Genomic DNA, 19,198 nt, shown 5'->3' on the forward strand with positions numbered 1-19,198 from the left:
CCAGCGATGGCGCCAGTTCAGGCGCCATCCAGCGTACGGCGGACCTTGTCGAGCAGTTCGCTGATCTGGAACGGTTTGACCAGCATGTCCATGCCGGTGCCGAGGAAGACCTGGCGGTTGAGCGCGGTTTCGGCGTAGCCGGTCATGAACAGGATCGGCAGCCCTTCGTGCCAGCCACGGGCAACATCCGCCAGTTCACGGCCGCTCATGCGCGGCAAGCCTACGTCGGTCAGCAGCAGGTCGATCGACGGGTCATTCTGCAAGCGCTCCAGCGCTGATTCGATATCCGCCGCTTGCGTGCAGCGATAGCCGGCGTCTTCCAGCACTTCGGTAACGAACAAGCGCACCGTGGCCATGTCCTCGACGATCAGCACATGCTCACCACTGCCTTTCGCGTCAGGCACGGGCACAGGCGCATCGGCCCCGGTCGGGTCGTTGGTGCCGGGCAGCATGATGGTCACTTCGGTGCCACGTCGGGCGACGCTGCGGATGTGCGCGTCACCGCCCGACTGACGGGCAAAACCGTAGATCGTCGACAGACCGAGCCCGGTGCCCTGGCCCAAAGGCTTGGTGGTGAAAAACGGTTCGAACACCTTGTCGATCACGTTGTGTTCGATGCCGGTGCCGTCGTCGCGTACCGACAGCGCCACGTACGCGCCATCGGCCAGATTCGGATCGCCATGGGAATAAGCGGCGTAAGTATTGACCCAGATATTGCCGCCCGAGGGCAGGGCATCACGGGCGTTGATCACCAGGTTGAGCACCGCGCTTTCCAGCTGCACCGGGTCGACCAGCGCAATCGCCGGTTTGTTGGTCAGTTCCAGCTTGAGGGTGATGCGCTCACCGATGGTACGCACCAGCAATTCTTCCAGCGAGCGGACGTGATCGTTGATGTCCACCGGCCGTGTATCGAGCGGCTGCTGACGGGCAAATGCCAGCAGACGATGGGTCAATGAGGCCGCGCTCATGGCTGAGTTCAGCGCTGCTTCGGTATAGAACTGCACCTTGTCCAGACGCTCATCGGCCACGCGTTTCTGGATCAGTTCCAGGCTGGTGATGATCCCGGTCAGCAGGTTGTTGAAGTCGTGGGCGATACCGCCGGTGAGCTTGCCCAGCGCATCCATTTTCTGCACTTGCAGCAATTGCGCTTCGGCATGCACGCGTTCGGCGACTTCCTTGGCCAGCTGCGTGGTGGTGTCATCCAGCCGCGCCAGATGCGAGCGCTCGCGATGGCGATGTTCGGTGACGTCCTCGACGAACACCAGACTCAGTTCCGGGGTGCGATACGGCGAAATCTGCCATTGCGTCTCGCGAATCTCGCCCTGCACACGCATGTTCAGCGTGCCTTTCCAGCGCTCGCCGTCGACCAGACGCAGACGCAGTTCGTCGAGGATCGAGCATTGATCTTCGGCAAAGCATTCACGCAGCGCCTGCGCGTCGCGGTTGTCGACGATCAACTGGGCAAAGGCGTGGTTGCATTCATGCACTTTCAGATTGGCATCGAGCACGGCGATCGGTGCCGAGACGTTGGCAAAAATCTCGCGGAAACGCGCCTCGCTTTCGCGCAGGGCATTTTCCGTGTCGCGCACCCGCAGCAGGGTACGCAGGGTCGCCAAGAGCACATCGGGGTCGACCGGGTGAATCAGATAGGCATCGGCACCCGCGTTGAGACCAGTGATGATATCGCCGGTCTGGATCGACGCCGCTGACACATGAATCACTGGCAGCAGCGCGGTGCCCGGGTCGGCGCGCAGCAGGCGGACGATGTCGAAACCGCTCATGTCCGGCAGGTTGACGTCGAGGATCAACGCATCGAGGGCTTCGCTCTCGATCAGGGCCAGTCCGTCGCTGCCGGTGCCGGCTTCGAGCACCGTGTAGCCATGGTTCTCCAGGCGCCGGCGCAGGGCGTAACGGGTGGCGACGTTGTCATCGACGATCAACAGGCGGATGTCACGATTCATCGACGTTCTCCAGAGCGATTGCCAGCGGGATGATGACAAAGAACGTCGAGCCGACGCCCGGCGTACTGTCTACCCCGACTTCACCGCCGAGCAGGGCGGCGAAACGCTTGCACAGTGACAGACCCAGACCGGTGCCGCGCAGACGTTTCTGCAATGGCGAATCGACTTGGGAGAAGTCTTCGAACAGCGTGTCATGCAGTTCGGCCGCGATGCCGATGCCGGTGTCGCTGACGGCAAAGCGCACTTTGTCTTCACCTTCCATTCGCGCCGATACCCGCACTTCGCCACGGGTGGTGAATTTCAGTGAGTTGGAAATGAAGTTGCGCAGGATCTGCCCGAGCTTCTTGTCATCGGTATACAGGCGCGGCAGGCCCAGTGGCTCTTCGAAGATCAGATCCACCGCCGAGGCGTCGACGATTGGCCGGAACATCCCGCGCAGGGCGGAGAACAGGTCGAACATGTCGAACCAGGCCGGGGAAATGCTGATGCGCCCGGCTTCGATCTTCGCCAGATCGAGCAGGTCATCAACCATGTCGCTGAGCTCGCGGGCAGCGGTGCTGACGAAGGCTACCTGCTTGTGCTGTTCAGGGCTGAGCGGACCGTCGAGTTCGTCAGCGAGCAGACTGTTGATGCTCAGTATCGAGCCCAGCGGCGTGCGGAATTCATGGCTCATGTACGACAGGAAACGGCTCTTGAGATCCGATGCCTGACGCAGTTCTTCGGCCTGATTGTCGAGCTCGGCGTACAGCGCCAGAACACCCTGGTTGGTTTCATCGAGTTCTTCGCGCAGGGCAGTGGTTTCGCGCTGCAACTGAGCGATGAGCGCCGCCTGTTCGGCGTGGCTCAAGTGAGTCGATTCAGCCATGGGCGGCCTCCAGAGCCACGACCAGCACCGTCACGTCATCGCGACCACGGCAAAAGTCGCGGTGCAGGACGCTGGCTATCACGGCAGGATGGCGATGCACCAGGCCGGGGTAGTCTGCAAGATTCCAACGGGACTGTAGGCCGTCGCTGTACATGATCAATAAATGTCCGTTCACGTGAGCATAGTCAAAGGGTTTGGCTTTACGGTACTGGCCACCAACGATACCGGGGTGTGAGGCCAGACCGCGGGATTTGCCAGGCTCCAGCAGACTGGCGCCGATGTTACCGACACCGGCGAACGTCAGACCATCGCGCTGGCTGTCGAACTGCGCGAAAGCGACGGCGCCGCCACGGGTGCCGAGCATTTCCTGATGCAGGTCTTCCATCAATACCACTGGATCGGCAAACGGTGCCCGGGCGAATGCCCGGGCACCGGCCAGGCCTGCGCGCTCGGCGTCTTCGCCATGACCGAGGCCATCGACCACCAGCGCGCTGATCCGCGAGCCTTCATACGCCAGATGCCAGACATCGCCGCAGGCTGGATCGGCATGCAGCGAATGCTGGCTGACGCCGAAGCGGATATCGGCCTGACGATCGTTGCGCGGAAAAATTCGCGCCAGCAACACCGCGCCACGGTGGTCGGCGTAGACATCGAACACATTGGTCTGCCGCGATACGGCGCCGAGGCCGATGCCCTGCGTTCCGCCAGTGGAAAAGCCATCCGCCAGACAGGCATCCAGATCAAAGCCCTGCGCCCGATCCACGGTCTGCATTTCGATGCCGAAACCGCTATCCGGCCGAGCCAGTACACGCAGGTGAAATTCACCACGCTGGGCATGCTTGAGCACGTTGCTCGCCAGTTCGGTCGCGACCAGCGCCACGCGGCCGGCATCGTTTTCGTCGAAGCCATGCTGCTCGGCGAGTTTCTGCGCGGTGCGCCGCGCGTGGCCGATCTGGCTGCTGTCCTCGATCGGCAGAACCTGGGTCAACGACCCGGTGATATTCATGTCCATCGTGTGATCGTAATGCGCGTGCCTTTGCCGGGCTCAGTGTCGAGTTCGAATTCATTGACCAGGCGCTTGGCGCCAGTCAGGCCAAGGCCCAACCCGCTGCCGGAGGTCCAGCCGTCGGTCATCGCCAGTTTGATGTCGGGGATGCCAGGGCCTTCGTCGCGGAAGGTGATGCGCAAACCGACCCGGCCGTTTTCCTCGAGAATCTGCCAGTCCATGTCGCCGCCGCCGCCATAGACCATGGTGTTACGCGCCAGCTCACTGACAGCGGTCACCAGTTTGGTCAGGTCGATCAGGCGCATGCCACATTCGGTGGCGAGTTTGCGCGTGGTCTGGCGGGCCAGCACTACGTCCTGTTCAATGAGAATGGGTTGCGTACCGCTACTGCGCACGGTCATTGTGCAAGTACTCGTTCCCGCAGCAGTTTCATCCCGCGTTCGACGTTCAGGGCGGTGCTCACGTCTGGCAAAGTCATGCCCAGCTCAACGAGCGTGATCGCCACTGCCGGCTGCATGCCGACCAGCACGGTTTTGGCGTCCATGATTTTCGACAGCCCGGAAATGTCGCCGATCATGCGCCCGATGAACGAATCGACCATGTCCAGCGCCGTGATGTCGATCAGCACGCCCCGGGCGGATGTCCGGCTGATGCGCTCGGACAGATCGTCCTGCAGGGTCAGGGCGAGTTGGTCATGCATGTCGACCTGAATGGTCACCAGCAAGATATCGCCCATTTGAAGAATCGGAATACGTTCCATGGTCAAGCCGTCTTGACGAGGCTGACACCCAAGCGGGTCAGGGCCAGTTTCAATGCGTCGGCCAGATTGGCCTTGGTCACTACGCCTTGCAGATCCAGACCCAGGTGCACGATGGTTTGCGCAATCTGCGGACGCACGCCGCTGATGATGCAGTCAGCGCCCATCAGGCGGATTGCGGTCACGGTTTTCAGCAGGTGCTGGGCGACCAGGGTGTCAACGGTCGGCACGCCGGTGATGTCGATGATGGCGATTTCCGAACCGGTGTCGACGATGCGTTGCAGCAGCGATTCCATGACTACTTGGGTGCGCTGCGAATCGAGGGTGCCGATCATTGGCAGGGCGAGGACGCCATCCCACAGCTTGACCACCGGAGTCGACAGTTCCAGCAGCTCTTCCTGCTGACGCTTGATCACCGCTTCACGGGATTTCTGGAAGGTGCCGATGGTGTGCATACCGACGGTGTCGAGCAATTCGGAGACTTCCAGCAATTGCTCGGCAAGCAGTGCCGGCTGGTCCTGATAATGGTTTTGCAGCAGGGCGAACAACGGGCCTTTCAGGGCAAAGATGAAATTGGCGGTTTGCTGGGAATCCTGGCCGAGCAGGGCGCGGCTCTGCGACAGTTTTTCAAGGAACTGACGGGTATCCTCCCAACCCGCAGCGGCAATCTTGCTGCCGTTGCCGTTTTCCAGACCCGCCAAGAGCAGGCCCAGCAAGTCGCGGGTTTGCTGAGCGAGGTCGTGTTCCTTGAGGTTGCGTGTGGCGCCGCTGGCTTCGAGGCGTTTGGTCCACTCGCTCAACAGCTGAGTCTGGTTGTTCTTGATTGCTTCAACTGTGCTGTTCTGCAGTGCTGCCATGTGCGTGTCGCTCCGTTACGTATATGGGCCGGCTCGGCGAAATGACCGGCGCGATTTGACTGACATTTACCGCTTGAAATAGTTGTTCAGCTAGCGATGAATTTTTCTGCCTGCCGCGTCGAACGCCCCGGTAACTCTAGTCGGCGTGGCGGCAGGCAACGATCTTTTGAACGAATCTACGGCGTCAGGCTTCGAATCTGCATGCCCGACGTTTTCCAGTCGTGCTGGAAGAAGGAGGCAGGACTATGAATGAGGTGGATATGAACGAGCAAGCGCCGCAACAGCAAAATCAGTCCTCAGAGTCAATTAACCGCAACGACCCGGCCATCGACCCGCAAACGCCGGGGCAAAATAATCCCGCGCCGGCTGAAGAAGGGCAGGCGGACAGCGCGGCTGCCGAGGTCGATCAGAAGCAGCATCACAACGACAACAGCAACGACTTCAGCCCCGGCTTCAAGCCTGACCCGGACCGTCCTGAACCGGGCGAAAGCACTGACGCCGATATCGACACCGATGGTGGTTGATCGCTGAAACGCAAAAAGGCCGCATCGAAGGATGCGGCCTTTTTATTGCCGGCCGGTTACTTGCTCGGATGTTTGGCTTGCAGCTCTTTGGCGTGGGCCAGGTGTTTTTCCAGCGCTGGCAGCATCTTCTGCGCGAACGCTTTCAGCTCAGTAGCGCCCTTGGCCTTGTCATCGGTCACGGTGTTCGCCTGCTTCTTGAACAGCTCGATGGTCTCTTCGTGAGCCTTGACCTGGTTGTTGGCGTAGGCCGCATCGAAGGATTCATCGCGCATGTCGAGAATTTTTTCCTTGGCCTGCTTGACCAGGGTGGTGTCGTCAGGGACTTCGATGTCATTGGTGGTCGCGATCTTCTTCAGCTCTTCATTGGCCTTGGTGTGATCAGTGATCATTTGGTTAGCGAAGGCTTTGATGTCGGCTGACTGGCTTTTTTCCAGTGCCAGCTTGCTGGTTTCGATTTCGGCGATGCCACCAGCGGCGGCGTTATCGACAAAGTCATTGTCGGTCGCGGCAAAGGCGCTGCCCATGCCGGCAGACAGTGCAACAGCCAGAGCGAGATGACGCAGGTTGAATCCGTCCATTGGGTATCTCCACGCAGGTTTTTGTGAGCGTTATCCAATGGAGCGAGCGCAGACGCCAAAGGTTTTATCGCATTTACGACAGGGCGACGAACGGCAACCGCTGGTCTGACAGGGAGTCGACAGAAGTCATCGGGCAAGGCCATGCTGATAATGAGTCAGCGCATCGGTCGCGCTGGTTGTCGATCAAATTGATGGAGGTGTTTCATGCCGGTTTCACATGATCTGTATCAGGACCTGGGCTGCAAGAAGGAAGAGATCGAGCAAAAACGCTCCGAGGATCCGAAGCTGGATTCGCTGCTCAACAAGTACTTCGACGTGGATAAAGCCGTGGTCGAAGCCGAGAACGCCCAGTCAGACGCCCCCACTGACGACGAATTGAAAAAGCTCAAAGAGAAGCGCGTGATCGTCAAGGAACAGATCGTTGCTCAACTCGCCGGGCAGCCGCTGACGGGACAGTAGTCCCCCGACCCGTGGTCATTTTCTGAAGGGAACGGCTACGGCCAATGGCACCTCCAATGTGCAGAGTCTGCAAACCATCGACTCTTTGCGAGGTGCCTTATGAACGACCCCAAATTCCCCAGTGAAGAGCAGGGTGGTTTCGACCCGATTCCTACCCGTCCTGAACCGAACAGCCCGGCGCATACCACAGCGCATCCGGAAAAAACCGTGAAAGAACTGCCGGAGGATGAAGATCCGGAGAAGTTCGACCGGTCCGGCAACTGACAGACCGCTATCGCTGGCAAGCCAGCTCTCACAGGTTCATCTGGTGAACACATATTTCGAGTTCACACGGACACTGTGGGAGCTGGCTTGCCAGCGATATCGTCGGTCCATACGGTGAAAATTTTTCTGTTTTACTTAAGCGCCGCATCCAACCCCATTCGCCCCATATGCATGGCCTTCAACGAGCCGAAATACAACCACTGCCCATACTCGCGCACCGTGGTAATCGGCGAATAATTGCCTTCGCTCGCGTCCTGCAGATTGGCAATCACCTTGCCGTCCAGATCCAGTCCCAGCACAAACCCACGCTTTTCGACAGGCTTGGGTAAAACCGTCAACGCCCGCACGATCATCTTGCGCACGAACGGGTGTTCAGCGGTGCCATCGAGCAAGGCATTGCGCGGCGCATACAGCGCTACCCAAAAGCGATTGCTGCCATTGAACGAGAGGTTGTCCGGAAGCCCCGGCAAGTTGTCGATGAACAAATCATGGGTACCGGCCTTCGGCCCGCTCAGCCAGTAGCGACTGATGCGGTAAGCACCGGTCTCGTTGACCAGCACATAGGCCTCGTCCGGACCAAGAGTGACGCCATTGGCAAACTGCAACTTGTCGAGCAAGACGCTGGTCTTGCCGGTTTGAAAGTCGTAGCGCAGCAGACGTCCGTCGGCGCCGTGCTCAATGATCGCCTCGCCGTCATGACCATAGCCCCAACGGCTCGAGGCATCGCTGAAGTAGGCGTAGTGGCCTGACTTGTCGACTGCCACATCATCAGTGAAGCCAAATGGCACACCGTTGGCCTCGGTGGTCAAGGGGATCACGCGGCCCTGCGCATCCAGCGACAGCAAGCCTTTGACCGCATCGGCAACTACCAGCATGCCGTTCGGATGACGGGCCAGGCCCAGTGGACGGCCACCGGTGTCGGCCAGGACCTTGCGCTGCGTGCCGTCGAGGCTGCTACGGATGAGCCTGCCGTCATGCAATCCGGTGATGAGGAATTCGTCTTCCAGTAGCAACGCCTCAGGCCCTTCGATGTCGCTCGGCCCGACCTTCGCCACAGCTTTGAGGCGCTGGTTGTCCGCGTAGATGCCGTCTTCCAATGACGGCGCCAGTGGCGGCGTCCAGGCGACCGGTTCGACCTTGGTCGGCAGCAACAACAAGAAGGCGATGACGAGAACGATCAGCAGGCACAGCACATAACGTAATTTCACGCGCTGGCCCTCGCCGCGCCGATAAATTGCGCAGCCATGTCGCGCAGGGCGAGCATGGACGCGGCAGATTCCCGCTCGATGCGCCGCTTGAGCAACAGGCGATTGGCAAGACGCATGAGCAAACCGTCAAAGCGATATTCCAGCGTGCGCGAGAAACGCGTGCCGCCAGCCTCCACTGAGCACTCGTAAGTCAACCGCAGGGACAAGCCCTGATCACTTTGCGCGCGTGCGCACCAGCGCCGGCCCGGCAGATATTCAGTAACCTCCCAGCGCAAGTGACCGGCACGTCCGCCGGCATGGATGTCCTCTTCGAAACGTGCACCGGCATGCAGTGGACCTTGCGGACCGTCAATCTTCAATGAGGAGGGATGCCAGTCCGGCCAGTGACTGACGCTGGCGGCATAAGCCAGCACGGCGACCGGTTCGCCGGCGATATCGATCTGGTGCTGCATGCGCGTCATGGGCATTTTTGAATAACTCAAAGGGGCGGGTTCCGGCTCGCGGTACAGCGTGCCGAACAGGTAGTCCATCAAGGGCAGAACGATGTTGAAATTGCGCTCCTGCATGCGCTCGCGGCGGTGATGCAGTTCGTGCAGACCGCGCATCTGGCGAATCCACGGCAAACGAGTCAACGGATTTTGCGGTGGCAGATGTTCACAGGCATGGAATACCTCATAGAGCAGATAACCGAGCACCATGCACCCGGCAAACAGCCCGGCGACATTGGCGTTGACCTGCGCGAGCAGCCACCAGAGGGGCAGGGTGATCAATAGCGTATGAATGACGATCAGCCAGGCTGGAAACAGAATCACTCGCCAGTCCCGCGCGCTGTCGTAGGTCATATGGCCGGGGGTGAAAAAGCTGTGATGGTCGCCGGCATGTCGTGCGTAGAACATCTTTGCGAAAGCTTTTTTGTGATGGCCTAAATGACGATGGACCATGTACACGCCGAAGTTGAACAACAACAGGCTCAGCGGCACTGTCAGCCATTCCAGCCAGCTCACTGAATGCACCGTGCGCCAGAACGCAGCGACGGTGAAAATGCCGAACAGCAACACGAACGCGCCATGCAACCACGGGTTGTATAAAGGATGAATGGCCGCACGGTAGCGGCTGCGGAATGCCTCGGTGGTCTGCCTCAACGCTTTCACCTGCGGGTATTGTTGTTATACCCGGCAGATTAGCCGATCCGCTGACTTGTGCAGGGCGAACCTTGCGGCCTTAAGCGCCATGCTCTGGACTGAAGCCGCCCGTCAGCTCAACGGGTTCCAGCGCTGCGACCAGTCATCATCGGTGCGGATCACCTCGCGCAACAGATCGAAGGCCTGTTGCAGCACTGCCGAGTCGCGATCGCGGGAATACACCAGATAGGTCGGATAACCGAATTCCGGGGCTTTGGTGACGGCTTCCAGCGCGCCGGTCTCCAGATAAGTGCGCACGACCCGGGTACGGAAATAACCGCTGCCACCATGTTCGAGGATGTATTGCAGGGCCAGTGGGCCAAGGTTGAAGCTCAGCGCGGCTTTGGCTTTTTCCGGCAGGGCGGCGTCGTGCTGACGACGAAAGTCCGGTCCCCAATCGATGTAGACGTAAGGCTCCGGACGCTCGGGCGCGCGCACCAGAATCAGTTTTTCCTCCAGCACTTGCTCGACCTGCAATCCCGGCCAGTATTCCGGTTGATAAACCAGCGCCGCATCGAGCACACCGAGTTCGAGCTGACGCAAAAGATTTTCGCCGTCGCGAATTTCCATGCGCAGTGCGTGGCCGGGGATTTTCTCCCGAAGTTCCGCCGCCCAACTGAGCATCAGCGGGTTGCACAGGCTGACCTCACCGCCAATGTGCAGAACGTTGTGATAACCCTCGGGCAGCGGCAAGTCGCGGCGCGCGGCTTCCCAGGTCTGCACCAGTTGATTGGCGTAGACCACGAATGCTTCGCCATTGGCCGTCAACTTCGCCCCGGCGCGATTGCGCACGAACAGCGTGCTGCCCAACTGGCCCTCGAGTTTCTGCACCCGTGCGGTGATCGCCGTTTGCGTGACGAACAGCTTCTGCGCGGCGGCGGCAAGACTGCCGTGGCGGACGATTTCGAGGAAAGTGCGGGCGAGGTCGATGTCCATGGGGCAGGGCCGATATCTGAAGGTGGGGCGCATTGTAAGTCAAAAGTCCCTCTCCCCAACTTGAAAGCAGCAATGGACTGAACCGCTGAAAATTGCGTTTCAGTCCTACGGAAACAGGAGCGTTTTGATCAGATGAGGGGATATTTCTGACGACTTTTTCAGGTTGGTCGTCGGACGCCGGATCTATAGGATCAGTCCTGACATTGAAGTCATCGAGCGCACAGATCGCTCTGGACCTGGACAAAGGATGGACTATGCGAATCCCACTGATTGAAAGCCATACGCCTGCTTACTCGCCTCGCCATTACTGGCGCGACGACCGCGCGAGATGCCCCTAGGAGGACGTTGCCATGCCGAGCGCCAAAGTGCCCCGGCTCACGGGCTTGAAGAGGCTTGAGGGCAAGCCTCTGGAATTGCTGTTGCGAGGGCAGGACACCGGCGACGATCCGATGCTCATCCTGCGCTGCACAAGCGAAGGATTTGAGCTGCTCGATGTGGTGAACATGATCGCAACCTCCGAGCTGTACCAACAGGGAGAGATGGTCAAACGTATCACCGGCAAATCTGTGAGAACCGTGCGACGCCTGCTCAAGGAAGGTGCGTCGGTGCGCCTGGACACGCCGCAGAGCATCATCGCCTACCAATATGCGGCAGCGCTGGAACTGGCCATCGAGGTGTTCGGGCGACAGGCCAAGGCCGAATCTTGGCTGGAGCAACGCGCCACTTACTTCTACGGTTATGTGCCGCTCGATCTGGTTGGAAATGCGTTGGGCTTCAGGATGGTGGAGGAGTATCTGAACCAGATCAAATACGGGGTTTATCAATGAATCCCTTGCCCCGGGATGATCGCTGGTACGCGTGGCGGCTGGATCGCGAGGTGTACAGCGAGACCTGGGACAGTGGCCTGGGGTCGAAACGGGACGGCGGTCGCTGGAATACGCCCGGCCGCAGAGTCGTTTATGCGTCGGTCGACCCATCCACGGCAATTCTGGAGGTAGCCGCCCACGGCAGCTTCGATGCACTTGATCAGGAGCCCTATGTATTGACCTGTTTTGAAATCACCCACGACGCCAGCGTCAGAATCGTGCAACCGGAAGATGTGCCCAATCCGCATTGGCTCACGCCGATCAAAACCTCGCCCAACCAGCGAAAGTTTGCCGACGCACTGCTGGCTGAACATCCATTTGTTCTGGTGCCTTCGGTGGCCACCCGACACTCGTGGAATTTGCTGGTGAGTTGCGATCTGGCGGAAGGTCAGTTCAGGATGGTTTCGCAAGAGCGGTTTGGGCTGGATACGCGGTTGTTGCAGGAGGGTTGATCGGATTTGTGTGGGCCTGCGAATCCGACACGACAATTTCCAGGTTTCGGGAGCGATCAAGGGCCGATGAGTCGCTGCCAGCTACATTCGCGGCGGCTCGCATTCTACGTCTGGATTGAAGCTTTCAACCAATATAAAGATCCGGTACATTTCGCGCCCACGCTTACTACAAGGAAGTTAAAGATGGCAAAGCCTGCCGCTCGACTCAGCGATCTTAATGCATGCCCGATCACAGGCCATGGCACCAATCCCAGTAACAGCGGTTCCGGTGATGTAAACATCAATGGAATGCCAGTTTTGCGTGTCGGAGACACCACAGCGTGCGGAGACACTGTCACCGAAGGCATCAGCAATATTTTGATCAATGGCAAGCCTATTGCTTTCTTGGGCAGTGCGACGGCCCACGGAGGCATGATAATCACGGGCTCTGGCGACGTTTTTGTCGGCACCCAGGTCGGTTCCGCACCTTTCTCCCCGATTATCACTGTTCCTAAACACAGCGAGCGCTTCCAACTGGTTGATGAGGCCACTGGCGAAGCTATTCCCGACATGCTCTATTGCATCGAAACGGGTGACGGGCAGCGTCTCGTAGGCCATACCGACAGTCATGGTAACGCCGCGCGAGTGTTTACGGCCAACCCGACTTCGATAGTTGTGCAGTGGGGTAAGGAAGCCGCCGCCCATCTCGATGCGCTCGGCCTAGATTACTAAGGGAGGTGGCAGGTGGCAGCCCCCAAAAAGAATCAAGCTCGAACAAGCGATCAACATACAACGACCCAAGTGAAAGGTACGCTGGCACAGGATTACGTAACGGTTGTGGGTGCGTCTTACATGTCCCTTTATGAAAAGGTTCGTGGCCAGAAGGGCAACAAGATGCGCTTTATCAATCAGGGTATCCGCCAACTCACAAAGTATCCAATCGGCACTCCAAACTTCACAATCCAGCGTGTATTTCTGATTTTCAAAAATGACTATCCGGAGAACTTGCTGGCGGCTTTGAAGGACGTTGTCGAAAATCAGCACGGAGCACAGTACCGGGAGATGGACTCGATATCCGGTCTTGTGGATTTCATCGCAGCTCGGCAACGCCCCGGGCGCGAGATCAAACAGCTCGACTTTTTTTCCCATGGTGTGGTGGGCAGTATCGAGTTGGGCTACGAGCTGGATAAAAACGATAGCTACCGTCTGCGTGATGCACAAGCGAGTATGTTCAAGCCCGAAGCGTTTGCCTATGGTGCGAAAATTCACTCCTACGCTTGTCGCACAGGTTTGGGTATCGATGCCGACTTCAAGGTCAATGAAACAGAAGATCCTCATTACGAGCGCAGCCTGGCGCAGATTCTTGCTAATGCTACCCGGACCACCGTGTGGGCATTTCCAAGACGCAGCAACTACGACACGACTTATGGTACTGCCGCGGAACGGGGATCTGTGCCGGGCATTCGTGAAAGAGAAGCAGCTGATGGGCGAGCGATGCGGAATTATTTGAGTCGAAAAACCGCTTATGAACGAAAGCTGATCGAACATCGCAAGACCCTCAAAGACCCAACGGCGCAATTACCTGATGAACAGGCGCCGCAGGCGCCGACGCCAACAGTCTCTGAAGAAGAGCGCAATTTGCTGGCGCACGATGACAGCCGAGCATTGTATGAACGAAAGATTGGATTTCCGCTGGATGCCTTAGGCGCACATCGTGACGTTCGATCAGGTGATACACCGGACGGCGTACCCAAACACCTGCTTGCCTATAAACCGCTATGACGCTCCTGAAGTTTATAGGCAAACGTCACGTCTTCTGTGTCTTGTTGATTGCTGCCAGCTTTGCAGGACTATTTATTTACGCCAAGGAAGCCCAGATGCCAGCCAAAGCAATGATGTATTACGGCCCGTGGAGTCCGGAAGAAAACCGTTTCGATGCCAGCCGGTGGTTCAGTTCAGGTATGTATCGCCCGCGTCTCATGGGTACTCCGCCTGAAGAGAGCCCAGTGACCATGCTGCGCAATAAGCCTGAAAGTTTGCGACATATTGAGAATGATGTTCTCTTGACCGAAGCGTTATTCGCTGTAGGGCGACAGTTTCCGAAGTTGGACACCGAAGACCTCATTCTGAATACGCCGGACCTGCACCGCCAGATACGGTATGCCTATAGTTCATTTGCCGAGCCTGACAGGCCGGTGGATTCCTATTGGCTTTTCATCACGTTTGCAAACAAGACCGTGGTCGTTACGATCGATTGGGACGTGACAGAAAAGAAACTCCTGCCCCGCTCGATGGCTTCGAATCTGATCGAAAAAAGTGATGAAGAGGCGGCATACCTCCAGGTAAAAAAAGAGCTTGATAGGACGGCTTCAGCCAAGCGTTAACTCACGTTGCCATGTCTTCAATGGTTGAAACGACAAATCCCGCCAATAAGCGGGATTTGTGTTTTACCAAGAAGCTTCTTACGAAGGGAACAGCTCGGACAGTTTCATCGACAGCATCATGTCGCCTTCAACGCGCAGCTTGCCGCTCATGAAGGCCTGCATGCCGTCGGTCTCGCCGCTGACGATACCTTTCAGGGTTTCGCTATCCAGCACCAGCGTGCAGTTGGCGTCCGGGTTTTCGCCTTCCTGAATGTTGCAGGTGCCGTCTTTGACGATCAGTGCGTATTGCTTGTCTTCGTCGGTGATTTTGAAACCGAAGACCAGATCCAGACCGGCAGCGGCGGCTGGGTTGAACTTGGCTTGCATTGCTTTTACGGCATCAGCTACGGAGGTCATGGTTCGATCCTTTCTTGGTCATGGGAGCTGGGTGGTTACAGCCAGGGTCACAGTAAGCCGGACTCAGCGAAAAGTGATGAGTTCCGGGGCCTTCAGCAGTTGCAGGTGTGCGTGACTGTTGAAGGAAGCCAGAGCCACCTCGCGACCACGAAACTTCAGTTGGTTGAGCGAGGTGTTGACGATTTGCCAGTTCAATTCAAAGGCCTGCCTGGCAGGCATTTGCGTAATCAGATGGAGCAGGGCAGTGATGGTGCCGCCGGAGGTAAACACGGCGATTTTCTGGTTCTTTTCTGCCAGATCGAGGATGCGGTGCAGCCCGGCCTGAACCCGTTCGACGAAACCCAGCCAGCTTTCCAGTCCGGGTGTGTCGTAGGTGCCGGCAAGCCAGCGCTCGACGATCAGGGCGAAGATGCGCTGGAATTCACCACGGTTCTGCGCGGCGTTGCGCAGGATGTCGATGGCTTCCGGCTCTTCCGGCAGCATGGCCGGGAGCAGGGCGCGGATCACCGCGTCGGCATCGAATTCGTTGAAAGCGGAATCGGTTTCAAGGACTGGAACCGGCAGGCCTCTGGCGCTGAATTGCTCCAGTGCACTGGTGGCCGTGTGCTGTTGGCGACGCAGGTCACCGGCAAGGCAACGATCGAAGCTGATACCGAGGTCGGCGAGGTGCTGGCCGAGAATTTCTGCCTGACGCACACCGGTCGGCGACAGGACATCGTAATCGTCTGCACCAAAGGAGGCCTGGCCATGTCGTATCAAGTAGATGCTGCCCACGTCCGCGTCGTCCCGGTACGTTGAAGGTCAGGCGAGGTTATGAGGATGGCGTAAGGCTGTCAATGAAAAAACATACGCTTGTTTGAAATGCCCGTTACAGGCGTGTTGCCAGAGGTTTCACGGCTGGCCGACGAGCCGACGCATGGGTATGCTGGAGCCATTCCGCGTGTGATACACCGTCACGCATTGCTTTGAGGAGTCTCTGTGGATTTTTTCACCGAATACGCCAGCTTCCTGGCCAAGACCGTCACACTGGTGATCGCCATTCTGGTGGTGCTCGCCAGTTTCGCCGCGTTGCGCAGCAAAGGCCGGCGCAAATCGGCAGGGCAGTTGCAGGTCAGCAAGCTCAACGATTTCTACAAGGGGCTGCGTGAACGCCTGGAGCAGACCTTGCTCGACAAGGATCAGCTCAAGGCATTGCGCAAGGGCGAGGCAAAAACGGAAAAAAGCGCGAAAAAGCAGAAGAACAAGCCTGAGACCAAATCCCGGGTGTTCGTGCTCGACTTCGACGGCGATATCAAGGCTTCCGCCACCGAGAGCCTGCGCCACGAGATCACCGCACTGCTGACCCTGGCCACGCCGAAGGACGAAGTAGTCCTGCGTCTGGAAAGTGGCGGCGGCATGGTGCACAGCTACGGTCTGGCGTCGTCTCAACTGGCGCGAATCCGTGATGCGGGCGTGCCACTGACCGTTTGTATCGACAAGGTCGCAGCCAGTGGCGGTTACATGATGGCCTGCATCGGCGACAAGATCATCAGTGCACCGTTCGCCATCCTCGGTTCGATCGGCGTGGTCGCGCAATTGCCTAACGTCAATCGCCTTTTGAAGAAGCATGACATCGACTTTGAAGTGCTGACCGCAGGTGAATACAAACGCACCCTGACCGTGTTTGGCGAAAACACCGAAAAGGGCCGCGAGAAGTTCCAGGAAGACCTCGACATCACTCATCGGTTGTTCAAAAACTTCGTGGCGCGGTACCGCCCGCAACTGGCGATCGATGAGGTGGCGACCGGTGAAGTGTGGCTCGGTATCGCTGCGCTGGAAAACCAACTGGTGGATGAGCTCAAGACCAGCGATGAATACCTGGCGCAGAAAGCCAAACAGGCTGAGGTTTATCACCTGCACTACGCCGAGCGTAAAAGCCTGCAGGAACGCATCGGCATGGCCGCCAGCGGTTCGGTAGACCGCGTGCTGTTGAGCTGGTGGAGTCGTCTTACTCAGCAACGTTTCTGGTAAACACCAGGCATAAAAAAACGCCGGTCAATGACCGGCGTTTTTGTGTCCGCAATAAACCCGCTGGCTTAGCGCCGACGGAACAGCGGCAGCGGTTCGTCACTGGCGGCCTGGTAGGTCACCGAGAAGTCCTTGAGACCTTCCAGTGCTTCGTACGGGTCTTTATCCGCGCGAATGGCAAAGGCGTCGAAGCCACAGCGGTGCATGTAGAACAGCTGGTCCCGCAGCACGTCGCCAATCGCGCGCAGCTCGCCTTTGAAACCATAACGGTCACGCAGCAGACGGGCATTGGAGTAACTGCGGCCATCGGTGAACGCCGGGAAATTCAGCGCGATTACCTGGAACTCACCGACGTCTTCACCGATTTCTTCGGCTTCCTCGTCAGCATCCAGCCACACGCCCAGACCGCCGTCGCGGGCCTTGAGCATGCGGCTGTGCTCGCGCCACAACTGCAGAGGAACGATCAGATCGTCGCAGTTGCTGATCTCATCGATGTTGAAATCCTTCGGCAACAGGTGCCAGGTTTCGTCGACGACTTCGTTGTTCTTAATGATTCGCTGCATAGACGCGTTCCTTGAAGAGGTCGATGCCAATACGCTGATAAGTGTCGATGAAGCGCTCGTCTTCGGTACGTTGTTCAACGTACACGTCGATCAGCTTCGAGATCACGTCAGGCATGGCTTCCTGTGCGAAGGACGGGCCGAGGATCTTGCCCAGGCTCGCATCACGGCTGGCGCTGCCGCCGAGGGAAACCTGGTAGAACTCTTCGCCTTTCTTGTCCACACCGAGGATGCCGATGTGGCCAACGTGGTGGTGACCGCAGGCGTTCATGCAGCCGGAGATGTTCAGGTCCAGTTCGCCAATGTCGAACAGGTAATCCAGGTCATCGAAACGGCGCTGGATCGATTCGGCAATCGGAATCGATTTGGCGTTGGCCAGCGAGCAGAAGTCACCACCGGGGCAGCAGATGATGTCAGTCAGCAGGCCGATGTTCGGCGTGGCGAAACCGCTTTCACGCAACTCACCCCACAGGGTGAACAACTGGCTCTGCTCGACATCGGCGAGAATGATGTTCTGCTCGTGGGAGGTGCGCAGTTGACCGAAGCTGTAGCGCTCGGCCAGATCGGCGACGGCGTCGAGCTGCTTGTCGGTAATGTCGCCCGGGGCAACGCCGGTCGGCTTCAACGACAGCGTCACAGCGACATAGCCCGGTTTTTTGTGCGCCAGGGTGTTGCGGCTGCGCCAGCGGGCGAAACCCGGATGCTCTTTGTCCAGATCGGCCAGTTGCGCGGTCTGGTTGTCGAGGGTCTTGTAGTCCGGATCGACGAAGTGCTTGGCGACGCGATGCAGTTCGGCCTCGGTCAGCGTGGTCTGGCCACCGCGCAGGTGCTCCATTTCCGCGTCGACTTTCTGCGCGAACACCTCAGGCGTGAGCGCCTTGACGAGGATCTTGATCCGCGCCTTGTATTTGTTGTCGCGACGGCCGTAGCGGTTGTACACCCGCAGGATGGCGTCGAGATAGCTCAGCAGGTCTTGCCACGGCAGGAATTCATTGATGAATGCGCCAACCACCGGCGTACGACCGAGGCCACCGCCGACCAGCACTCGGAAGCCCAGCTCGCCGGCAGCGTTATAGACAGGTTCCAGACCGATATCGTGGACTTCAATGGCTGCGCGGTCACTGGTCGAACCGTTGACGGCGATCTTGAATTTGCGCGGCAGGTAGGCGAATTCCGGGTGGAACGTGGTCCACTGACGGACGATTTCGCACCATGGACGCGGGTCGATCACTTCATCGGCGGCGACGCCGGCAAACTGGTCGGTGGTGACGTTGCGCAGGCAGTTGCCGCTGGTCTGGATGGCGTGCATCTGCACGGTCGCGAGTTCAGCAAGGATGTCCGGGATGTCTTCAACCGCCGGCCAGTTGAACTGCACGTTCTGCCGCGTACTGATGTGGGCATAGCCCTTGTCGTAGTCGCGGGCGATCTTCGCCATCATGCGCACCTGACGCGAAGTCAGCTGGCCGTAAGGCACGGCCACGCGCAACATCGGCGCGAAACGCTGGATATACAGGCCATTTTGCAGGCGCAGGGGGCGGAATTCTTCTTCGCTCAGCTCACCTGCCAGATAGCGTCGGGTCTGATCACGGAACTGCTTGACGCGGTCCTCGATGATCCGCTGATCGTACTCGTCGTATACGTACATATAAGTCCTGTTCTCAGGCTTGGGCTTCTCGGAAAACGCTGCGTTTTCGCTTGCTGGAGTCCGATGTTGCCTCTGCAATTCTGCGCGCACGGCCGCGCACTCCGTCACGGAGCCGGGGCAATATACCCGTTTGCAGTTATGCGCAAAAGTGATGTTTGAGTATATGTAAAGAACCAAATCGCCTAACGCGAATGCCGGTCATCTAATCCACATTTGTCGTGCGGACAATCATCGTCTTAACTGTGATCGAGTCTTTGTGCAATCACCGATAAAACCGACAAGAGGCGATGCAATGAGCAACCCGACCAAAGCC

The 19,198-nt window shown here is 58.4% G+C and carries 23 protein-coding genes; 9 read left to right on the forward strand and 14 right to left on the reverse strand.

From position 1 onward, the window contains the following. Positions 1-17: 17 nt before the first annotated feature. Genes CKW30_RS02405 through CKW30_RS02430 form a run of 6 tightly spaced genes read right to left on the reverse strand, consistent with a single transcriptional unit; the run spans position 18 to position 5,446 of the window. Positions 18-1,961, reverse strand: a complete 1,944-nt coding sequence (locus tag CKW30_RS02405; RefSeq protein ID WP_095179723.1) for a response regulator — start codon at positions 1,959-1,961, stop codon at positions 18-20. Then, complete coding sequence (locus tag CKW30_RS02410; RefSeq protein ID WP_041478682.1) at positions 1,951-2,826, reverse strand: sensor histidine kinase KdpD; 876 nt, start codon at positions 2,824-2,826, stop codon at positions 1,951-1,953. The genes CKW30_RS02405 and CKW30_RS02410 overlap by 11 nt, the downstream gene beginning before the upstream one ends. After that, positions 2,819-3,832 carry an ATP-binding protein gene (locus CKW30_RS02415; RefSeq protein WP_095180292.1) on the reverse strand — a complete coding sequence of 338 codons (1,014 nt, stop codon included), beginning with the start codon at positions 3,830-3,832 and terminating at the stop codon, positions 2,819-2,821. Before CKW30_RS02415 ends, CKW30_RS02410 begins: the two co-directional genes overlap by 8 nt. Next, positions 3,829-4,233 (reverse strand): anti-sigma regulatory factor, encoded by a 405-nt coding sequence (locus CKW30_RS02420; protein ID WP_016774465.1) that lies wholly within the window; start codon positions 4,231-4,233, stop codon positions 3,829-3,831. Before CKW30_RS02420 ends, CKW30_RS02415 begins: the two co-directional genes overlap by 4 nt. After that, entirely contained in the window at positions 4,230-4,592 is a 363-nt protein-coding gene (locus CKW30_RS02425) for an STAS domain-containing protein (protein ID WP_056785183.1), read from the reverse strand. The genes CKW30_RS02420 and CKW30_RS02425 overlap by 4 nt, the downstream gene beginning before the upstream one ends. 2 nt (positions 4,593-4,594) lie before the next feature. Beyond that, the gene (locus CKW30_RS02430) at positions 4,595-5,446 is read right to left on the reverse strand and encodes an STAS domain-containing protein (RefSeq protein ID WP_041478684.1); all 852 of its coding nucleotides are present in this window, start codon (positions 5,444-5,446) and stop codon (positions 4,595-4,597) included. Positions 5,447-5,706: 260 nt separating this feature from the next. Here CKW30_RS02430 and CKW30_RS02435 point away from each other — a divergent pair, with 260 nt between their 5' ends. Further along, entirely contained in the window at positions 5,707-5,970 is a 264-nt protein-coding gene (locus tag CKW30_RS02435) for a hypothetical protein (protein WP_056786835.1), read from the forward strand. Between the two features lie 56 nt (positions 5,971-6,026). Here the strand turns inward: CKW30_RS02435 and CKW30_RS02440 are convergent, their stop codons facing one another. Next, complete coding sequence (locus tag CKW30_RS02440) at positions 6,027-6,548, reverse strand: DUF4142 domain-containing protein (RefSeq protein WP_095179724.1); 522 nt, start codon at positions 6,546-6,548, stop codon at positions 6,027-6,029. A 204-nt stretch (positions 6,549-6,752) separates the two neighbouring features. On the opposite strand from CKW30_RS02440, the gene CKW30_RS02445 reads away from it, so the two are divergent. Then, complete coding sequence (locus CKW30_RS02445) at positions 6,753-7,007, forward strand: DUF465 domain-containing protein (protein ID WP_041478686.1); 255 nt, start codon at positions 6,753-6,755, stop codon at positions 7,005-7,007. 99 nt (positions 7,008-7,106) lie between these two features. Next, complete coding sequence (locus CKW30_RS27250) at positions 7,107-7,271, forward strand: hypothetical protein (RefSeq protein ID WP_016774471.1); 165 nt, start codon at positions 7,107-7,109, stop codon at positions 7,269-7,271. A gap of 131 nt (positions 7,272-7,402) precedes the next feature. On the opposite strand, the gene CKW30_RS02450 is transcribed toward CKW30_RS27250, so the two are convergent. The 3 genes from CKW30_RS02450 to CKW30_RS02460 form a co-directional block, all read right to left on the reverse strand. Continuing rightward, the gene (locus tag CKW30_RS02450) at positions 7,403-8,479 is read right to left on the reverse strand and encodes an SMP-30/gluconolactonase/LRE family protein (protein WP_095179725.1); all 1,077 of its coding nucleotides are present in this window, start codon (positions 8,477-8,479) and stop codon (positions 7,403-7,405) included. Further along, complete coding sequence (locus tag CKW30_RS02455; protein WP_095179726.1) at positions 8,476-9,621, reverse strand: SRPBCC family protein; 1,146 nt, start codon at positions 9,619-9,621, stop codon at positions 8,476-8,478. The genes CKW30_RS02450 and CKW30_RS02455 overlap by 4 nt, the downstream gene beginning before the upstream one ends. A gap of 111 nt (positions 9,622-9,732) precedes the next feature. Beyond that, entirely contained in the window at positions 9,733-10,596 is an 864-nt protein-coding gene (locus CKW30_RS02460) for a LysR family transcriptional regulator (protein ID WP_056785192.1), read from the reverse strand. 350 nt (positions 10,597-10,946) lie between these two features. Here CKW30_RS02460 and CKW30_RS02465 point away from each other — a divergent pair, with 350 nt between their 5' ends. The 5 genes from CKW30_RS02465 (at position 10,947) to CKW30_RS02485 (ending at position 14,277) form a co-directional block, all read left to right on the forward strand. Beyond that, the gene (locus CKW30_RS02465; protein ID WP_041478690.1) at positions 10,947-11,423 is read left to right on the forward strand and encodes an MbcA/ParS/Xre antitoxin family protein; all 477 of its coding nucleotides are present in this window, start codon (positions 10,947-10,949) and stop codon (positions 11,421-11,423) included. Further along, complete coding sequence (locus CKW30_RS02470) at positions 11,420-11,914, forward strand: RES family NAD+ phosphorylase (RefSeq protein ID WP_095179727.1); 495 nt, start codon at positions 11,420-11,422, stop codon at positions 11,912-11,914. Before CKW30_RS02465 ends, CKW30_RS02470 begins: the two co-directional genes overlap by 4 nt. A 183-nt stretch (positions 11,915-12,097) precedes the next feature. Further along, a complete protein-coding gene (locus tag CKW30_RS02475; RefSeq protein WP_041478692.1) occupies positions 12,098-12,625 on the forward strand; it encodes a PAAR domain-containing protein in 528 nt (175 codons plus the stop codon). Between the two features lie 12 nt (positions 12,626-12,637). Next, entirely contained in the window at positions 12,638-13,675 is a 1,038-nt protein-coding gene (locus tag CKW30_RS02480; protein WP_143497850.1) for a hypothetical protein, read from the forward strand. Next, positions 13,672-14,277 carry a hypothetical protein gene (locus CKW30_RS02485; protein ID WP_095179729.1) on the forward strand — a complete coding sequence of 202 codons (606 nt, stop codon included), beginning with the start codon at positions 13,672-13,674 and terminating at the stop codon, positions 14,275-14,277. Before CKW30_RS02480 ends, CKW30_RS02485 begins: the two co-directional genes overlap by 4 nt. Positions 14,278-14,355: 78 nt before the next feature. Here the strand turns inward: CKW30_RS02485 and CKW30_RS02490 are convergent, their stop codons facing one another. Both CKW30_RS02490 and CKW30_RS02495 read right to left on the reverse strand, forming a co-directional pair. Next, on the reverse strand, positions 14,356-14,673 hold the full coding sequence (locus CKW30_RS02490) for an SCP2 sterol-binding domain-containing protein (protein ID WP_095179730.1): 318 nt from the start codon (positions 14,671-14,673) through the stop codon (positions 14,356-14,358). Positions 14,674-14,736: 63 nt separating this feature from the next. Continuing rightward, positions 14,737-15,447 carry a histidine phosphatase family protein gene (locus CKW30_RS02495; RefSeq protein ID WP_095179731.1) on the reverse strand — a complete coding sequence of 237 codons (711 nt, stop codon included), beginning with the start codon at positions 15,445-15,447 and terminating at the stop codon, positions 14,737-14,739. A gap of 204 nt (positions 15,448-15,651) precedes the next feature. Between CKW30_RS02495 and sohB the strand changes: the two genes are divergently transcribed. Next, positions 15,652-16,683 carry a protease SohB gene (sohB, locus tag CKW30_RS02500; protein ID WP_016774479.1) on the forward strand — a complete coding sequence of 344 codons (1,032 nt, stop codon included), beginning with the start codon at positions 15,652-15,654 and terminating at the stop codon, positions 16,681-16,683. Positions 16,684-16,748: 65 nt separating this feature from the next. On the opposite strand, the gene CKW30_RS02505 is transcribed toward sohB, so the two are convergent. Further along, the gene (locus CKW30_RS02505; protein ID WP_041478697.1) at positions 16,749-17,243 is read right to left on the reverse strand and encodes a DUF934 domain-containing protein; all 495 of its coding nucleotides are present in this window, start codon (positions 17,241-17,243) and stop codon (positions 16,749-16,751) included. Further along, positions 17,227-18,885, reverse strand: coding sequence for a nitrite/sulfite reductase (locus tag CKW30_RS02510; RefSeq protein ID WP_056785207.1), 1,659 nt, complete (start codon positions 18,883-18,885; stop codon positions 17,227-17,229). The genes CKW30_RS02505 and CKW30_RS02510 overlap by 17 nt, the downstream gene beginning before the upstream one ends. Between the last annotated feature and the right edge of the window lie 313 nt (positions 18,886-19,198).

This window comes from Pseudomonas sp. Irchel 3F6, assembly GCF_900187595.1.
In the GTDB taxonomy this organism is placed as follows: Bacteria; Pseudomonadota; Gammaproteobacteria; order Pseudomonadales; family Pseudomonadaceae; genus Aquipseudomonas; species Aquipseudomonas siliginis.

What these genes read in the sequence shown, in the direction of transcription:
- CKW30_RS02405 (WP_095179723.1), bottom strand. Translation starts at nt 1,961, where the DNA reads ATGAATCGTGACATCCGCCTGTTGATCGTCGATGACAACGTCGCCACC.
- CKW30_RS02410 (WP_041478682.1), bottom strand. Translation starts at nt 2,826, where the DNA reads ATGGCTGAATCGACTCACTTGAGCCACGCCGAACAGGCGGCGCTCATC.
- CKW30_RS02415 (WP_095180292.1), bottom strand. Translation starts at nt 3,832, where the DNA reads ATGAATATCACCGGGTCGTTGACCCAGGTTCTGCCGATCGAGGACAGC.
- CKW30_RS02420 (WP_016774465.1), bottom strand. Translation starts at nt 4,233, where the DNA reads ATGACCGTGCGCAGTAGCGGTACGCAACCCATTCTCATTGAACAGGAC.
- CKW30_RS02425 (WP_056785183.1), bottom strand. Translation starts at nt 4,592, where the DNA reads ATGGAACGTATTCCGATTCTTCAAATGGGCGATATCTTGCTGGTGACC.
- CKW30_RS02430 (WP_041478684.1), bottom strand. Translation starts at nt 5,446, where the DNA reads ATGGCAGCACTGCAGAACAGCACAGTTGAAGCAATCAAGAACAACCAG.
- CKW30_RS02435 (WP_056786835.1), top strand. Translation starts at nt 5,707, where the DNA reads ATGAACGAGCAAGCGCCGCAACAGCAAAATCAGTCCTCAGAGTCAATT.
- CKW30_RS02440 (WP_095179724.1), bottom strand. Translation starts at nt 6,548, where the DNA reads ATGGACGGATTCAACCTGCGTCATCTCGCTCTGGCTGTTGCACTGTCT.
- CKW30_RS02445 (WP_041478686.1), top strand. Translation starts at nt 6,753, where the DNA reads ATGCCGGTTTCACATGATCTGTATCAGGACCTGGGCTGCAAGAAGGAA.
- CKW30_RS27250 (WP_016774471.1), top strand. Translation starts at nt 7,107, where the DNA reads ATGAACGACCCCAAATTCCCCAGTGAAGAGCAGGGTGGTTTCGACCCG.
- CKW30_RS02460 (WP_056785192.1), bottom strand. Translation starts at nt 10,596, where the DNA reads ATGGACATCGACCTCGCCCGCACTTTCCTCGAAATCGTCCGCCACGGC.
- CKW30_RS02465 (WP_041478690.1), top strand. Translation starts at nt 10,947, where the DNA reads ATGCCGAGCGCCAAAGTGCCCCGGCTCACGGGCTTGAAGAGGCTTGAG.
- CKW30_RS02470 (WP_095179727.1), top strand. Translation starts at nt 11,420, where the DNA reads ATGAATCCCTTGCCCCGGGATGATCGCTGGTACGCGTGGCGGCTGGAT.
- CKW30_RS02475 (WP_041478692.1), top strand. Translation starts at nt 12,098, where the DNA reads ATGGCAAAGCCTGCCGCTCGACTCAGCGATCTTAATGCATGCCCGATC.
- CKW30_RS02485 (WP_095179729.1), top strand. Translation starts at nt 13,672, where the DNA reads ATGACGCTCCTGAAGTTTATAGGCAAACGTCACGTCTTCTGTGTCTTG.
- CKW30_RS02490 (WP_095179730.1), bottom strand. Translation starts at nt 14,673, where the DNA reads ATGACCTCCGTAGCTGATGCCGTAAAAGCAATGCAAGCCAAGTTCAAC.
- CKW30_RS02505 (WP_041478697.1), bottom strand. Translation starts at nt 17,243, where the DNA reads ATGCAGCGAATCATTAAGAACAACGAAGTCGTCGACGAAACCTGGCAC.
- CKW30_RS02510 (WP_056785207.1), bottom strand. Translation starts at nt 18,885, where the DNA reads ATGTACGTATACGACGAGTACGATCAGCGGATCATCGAGGACCGCGTC.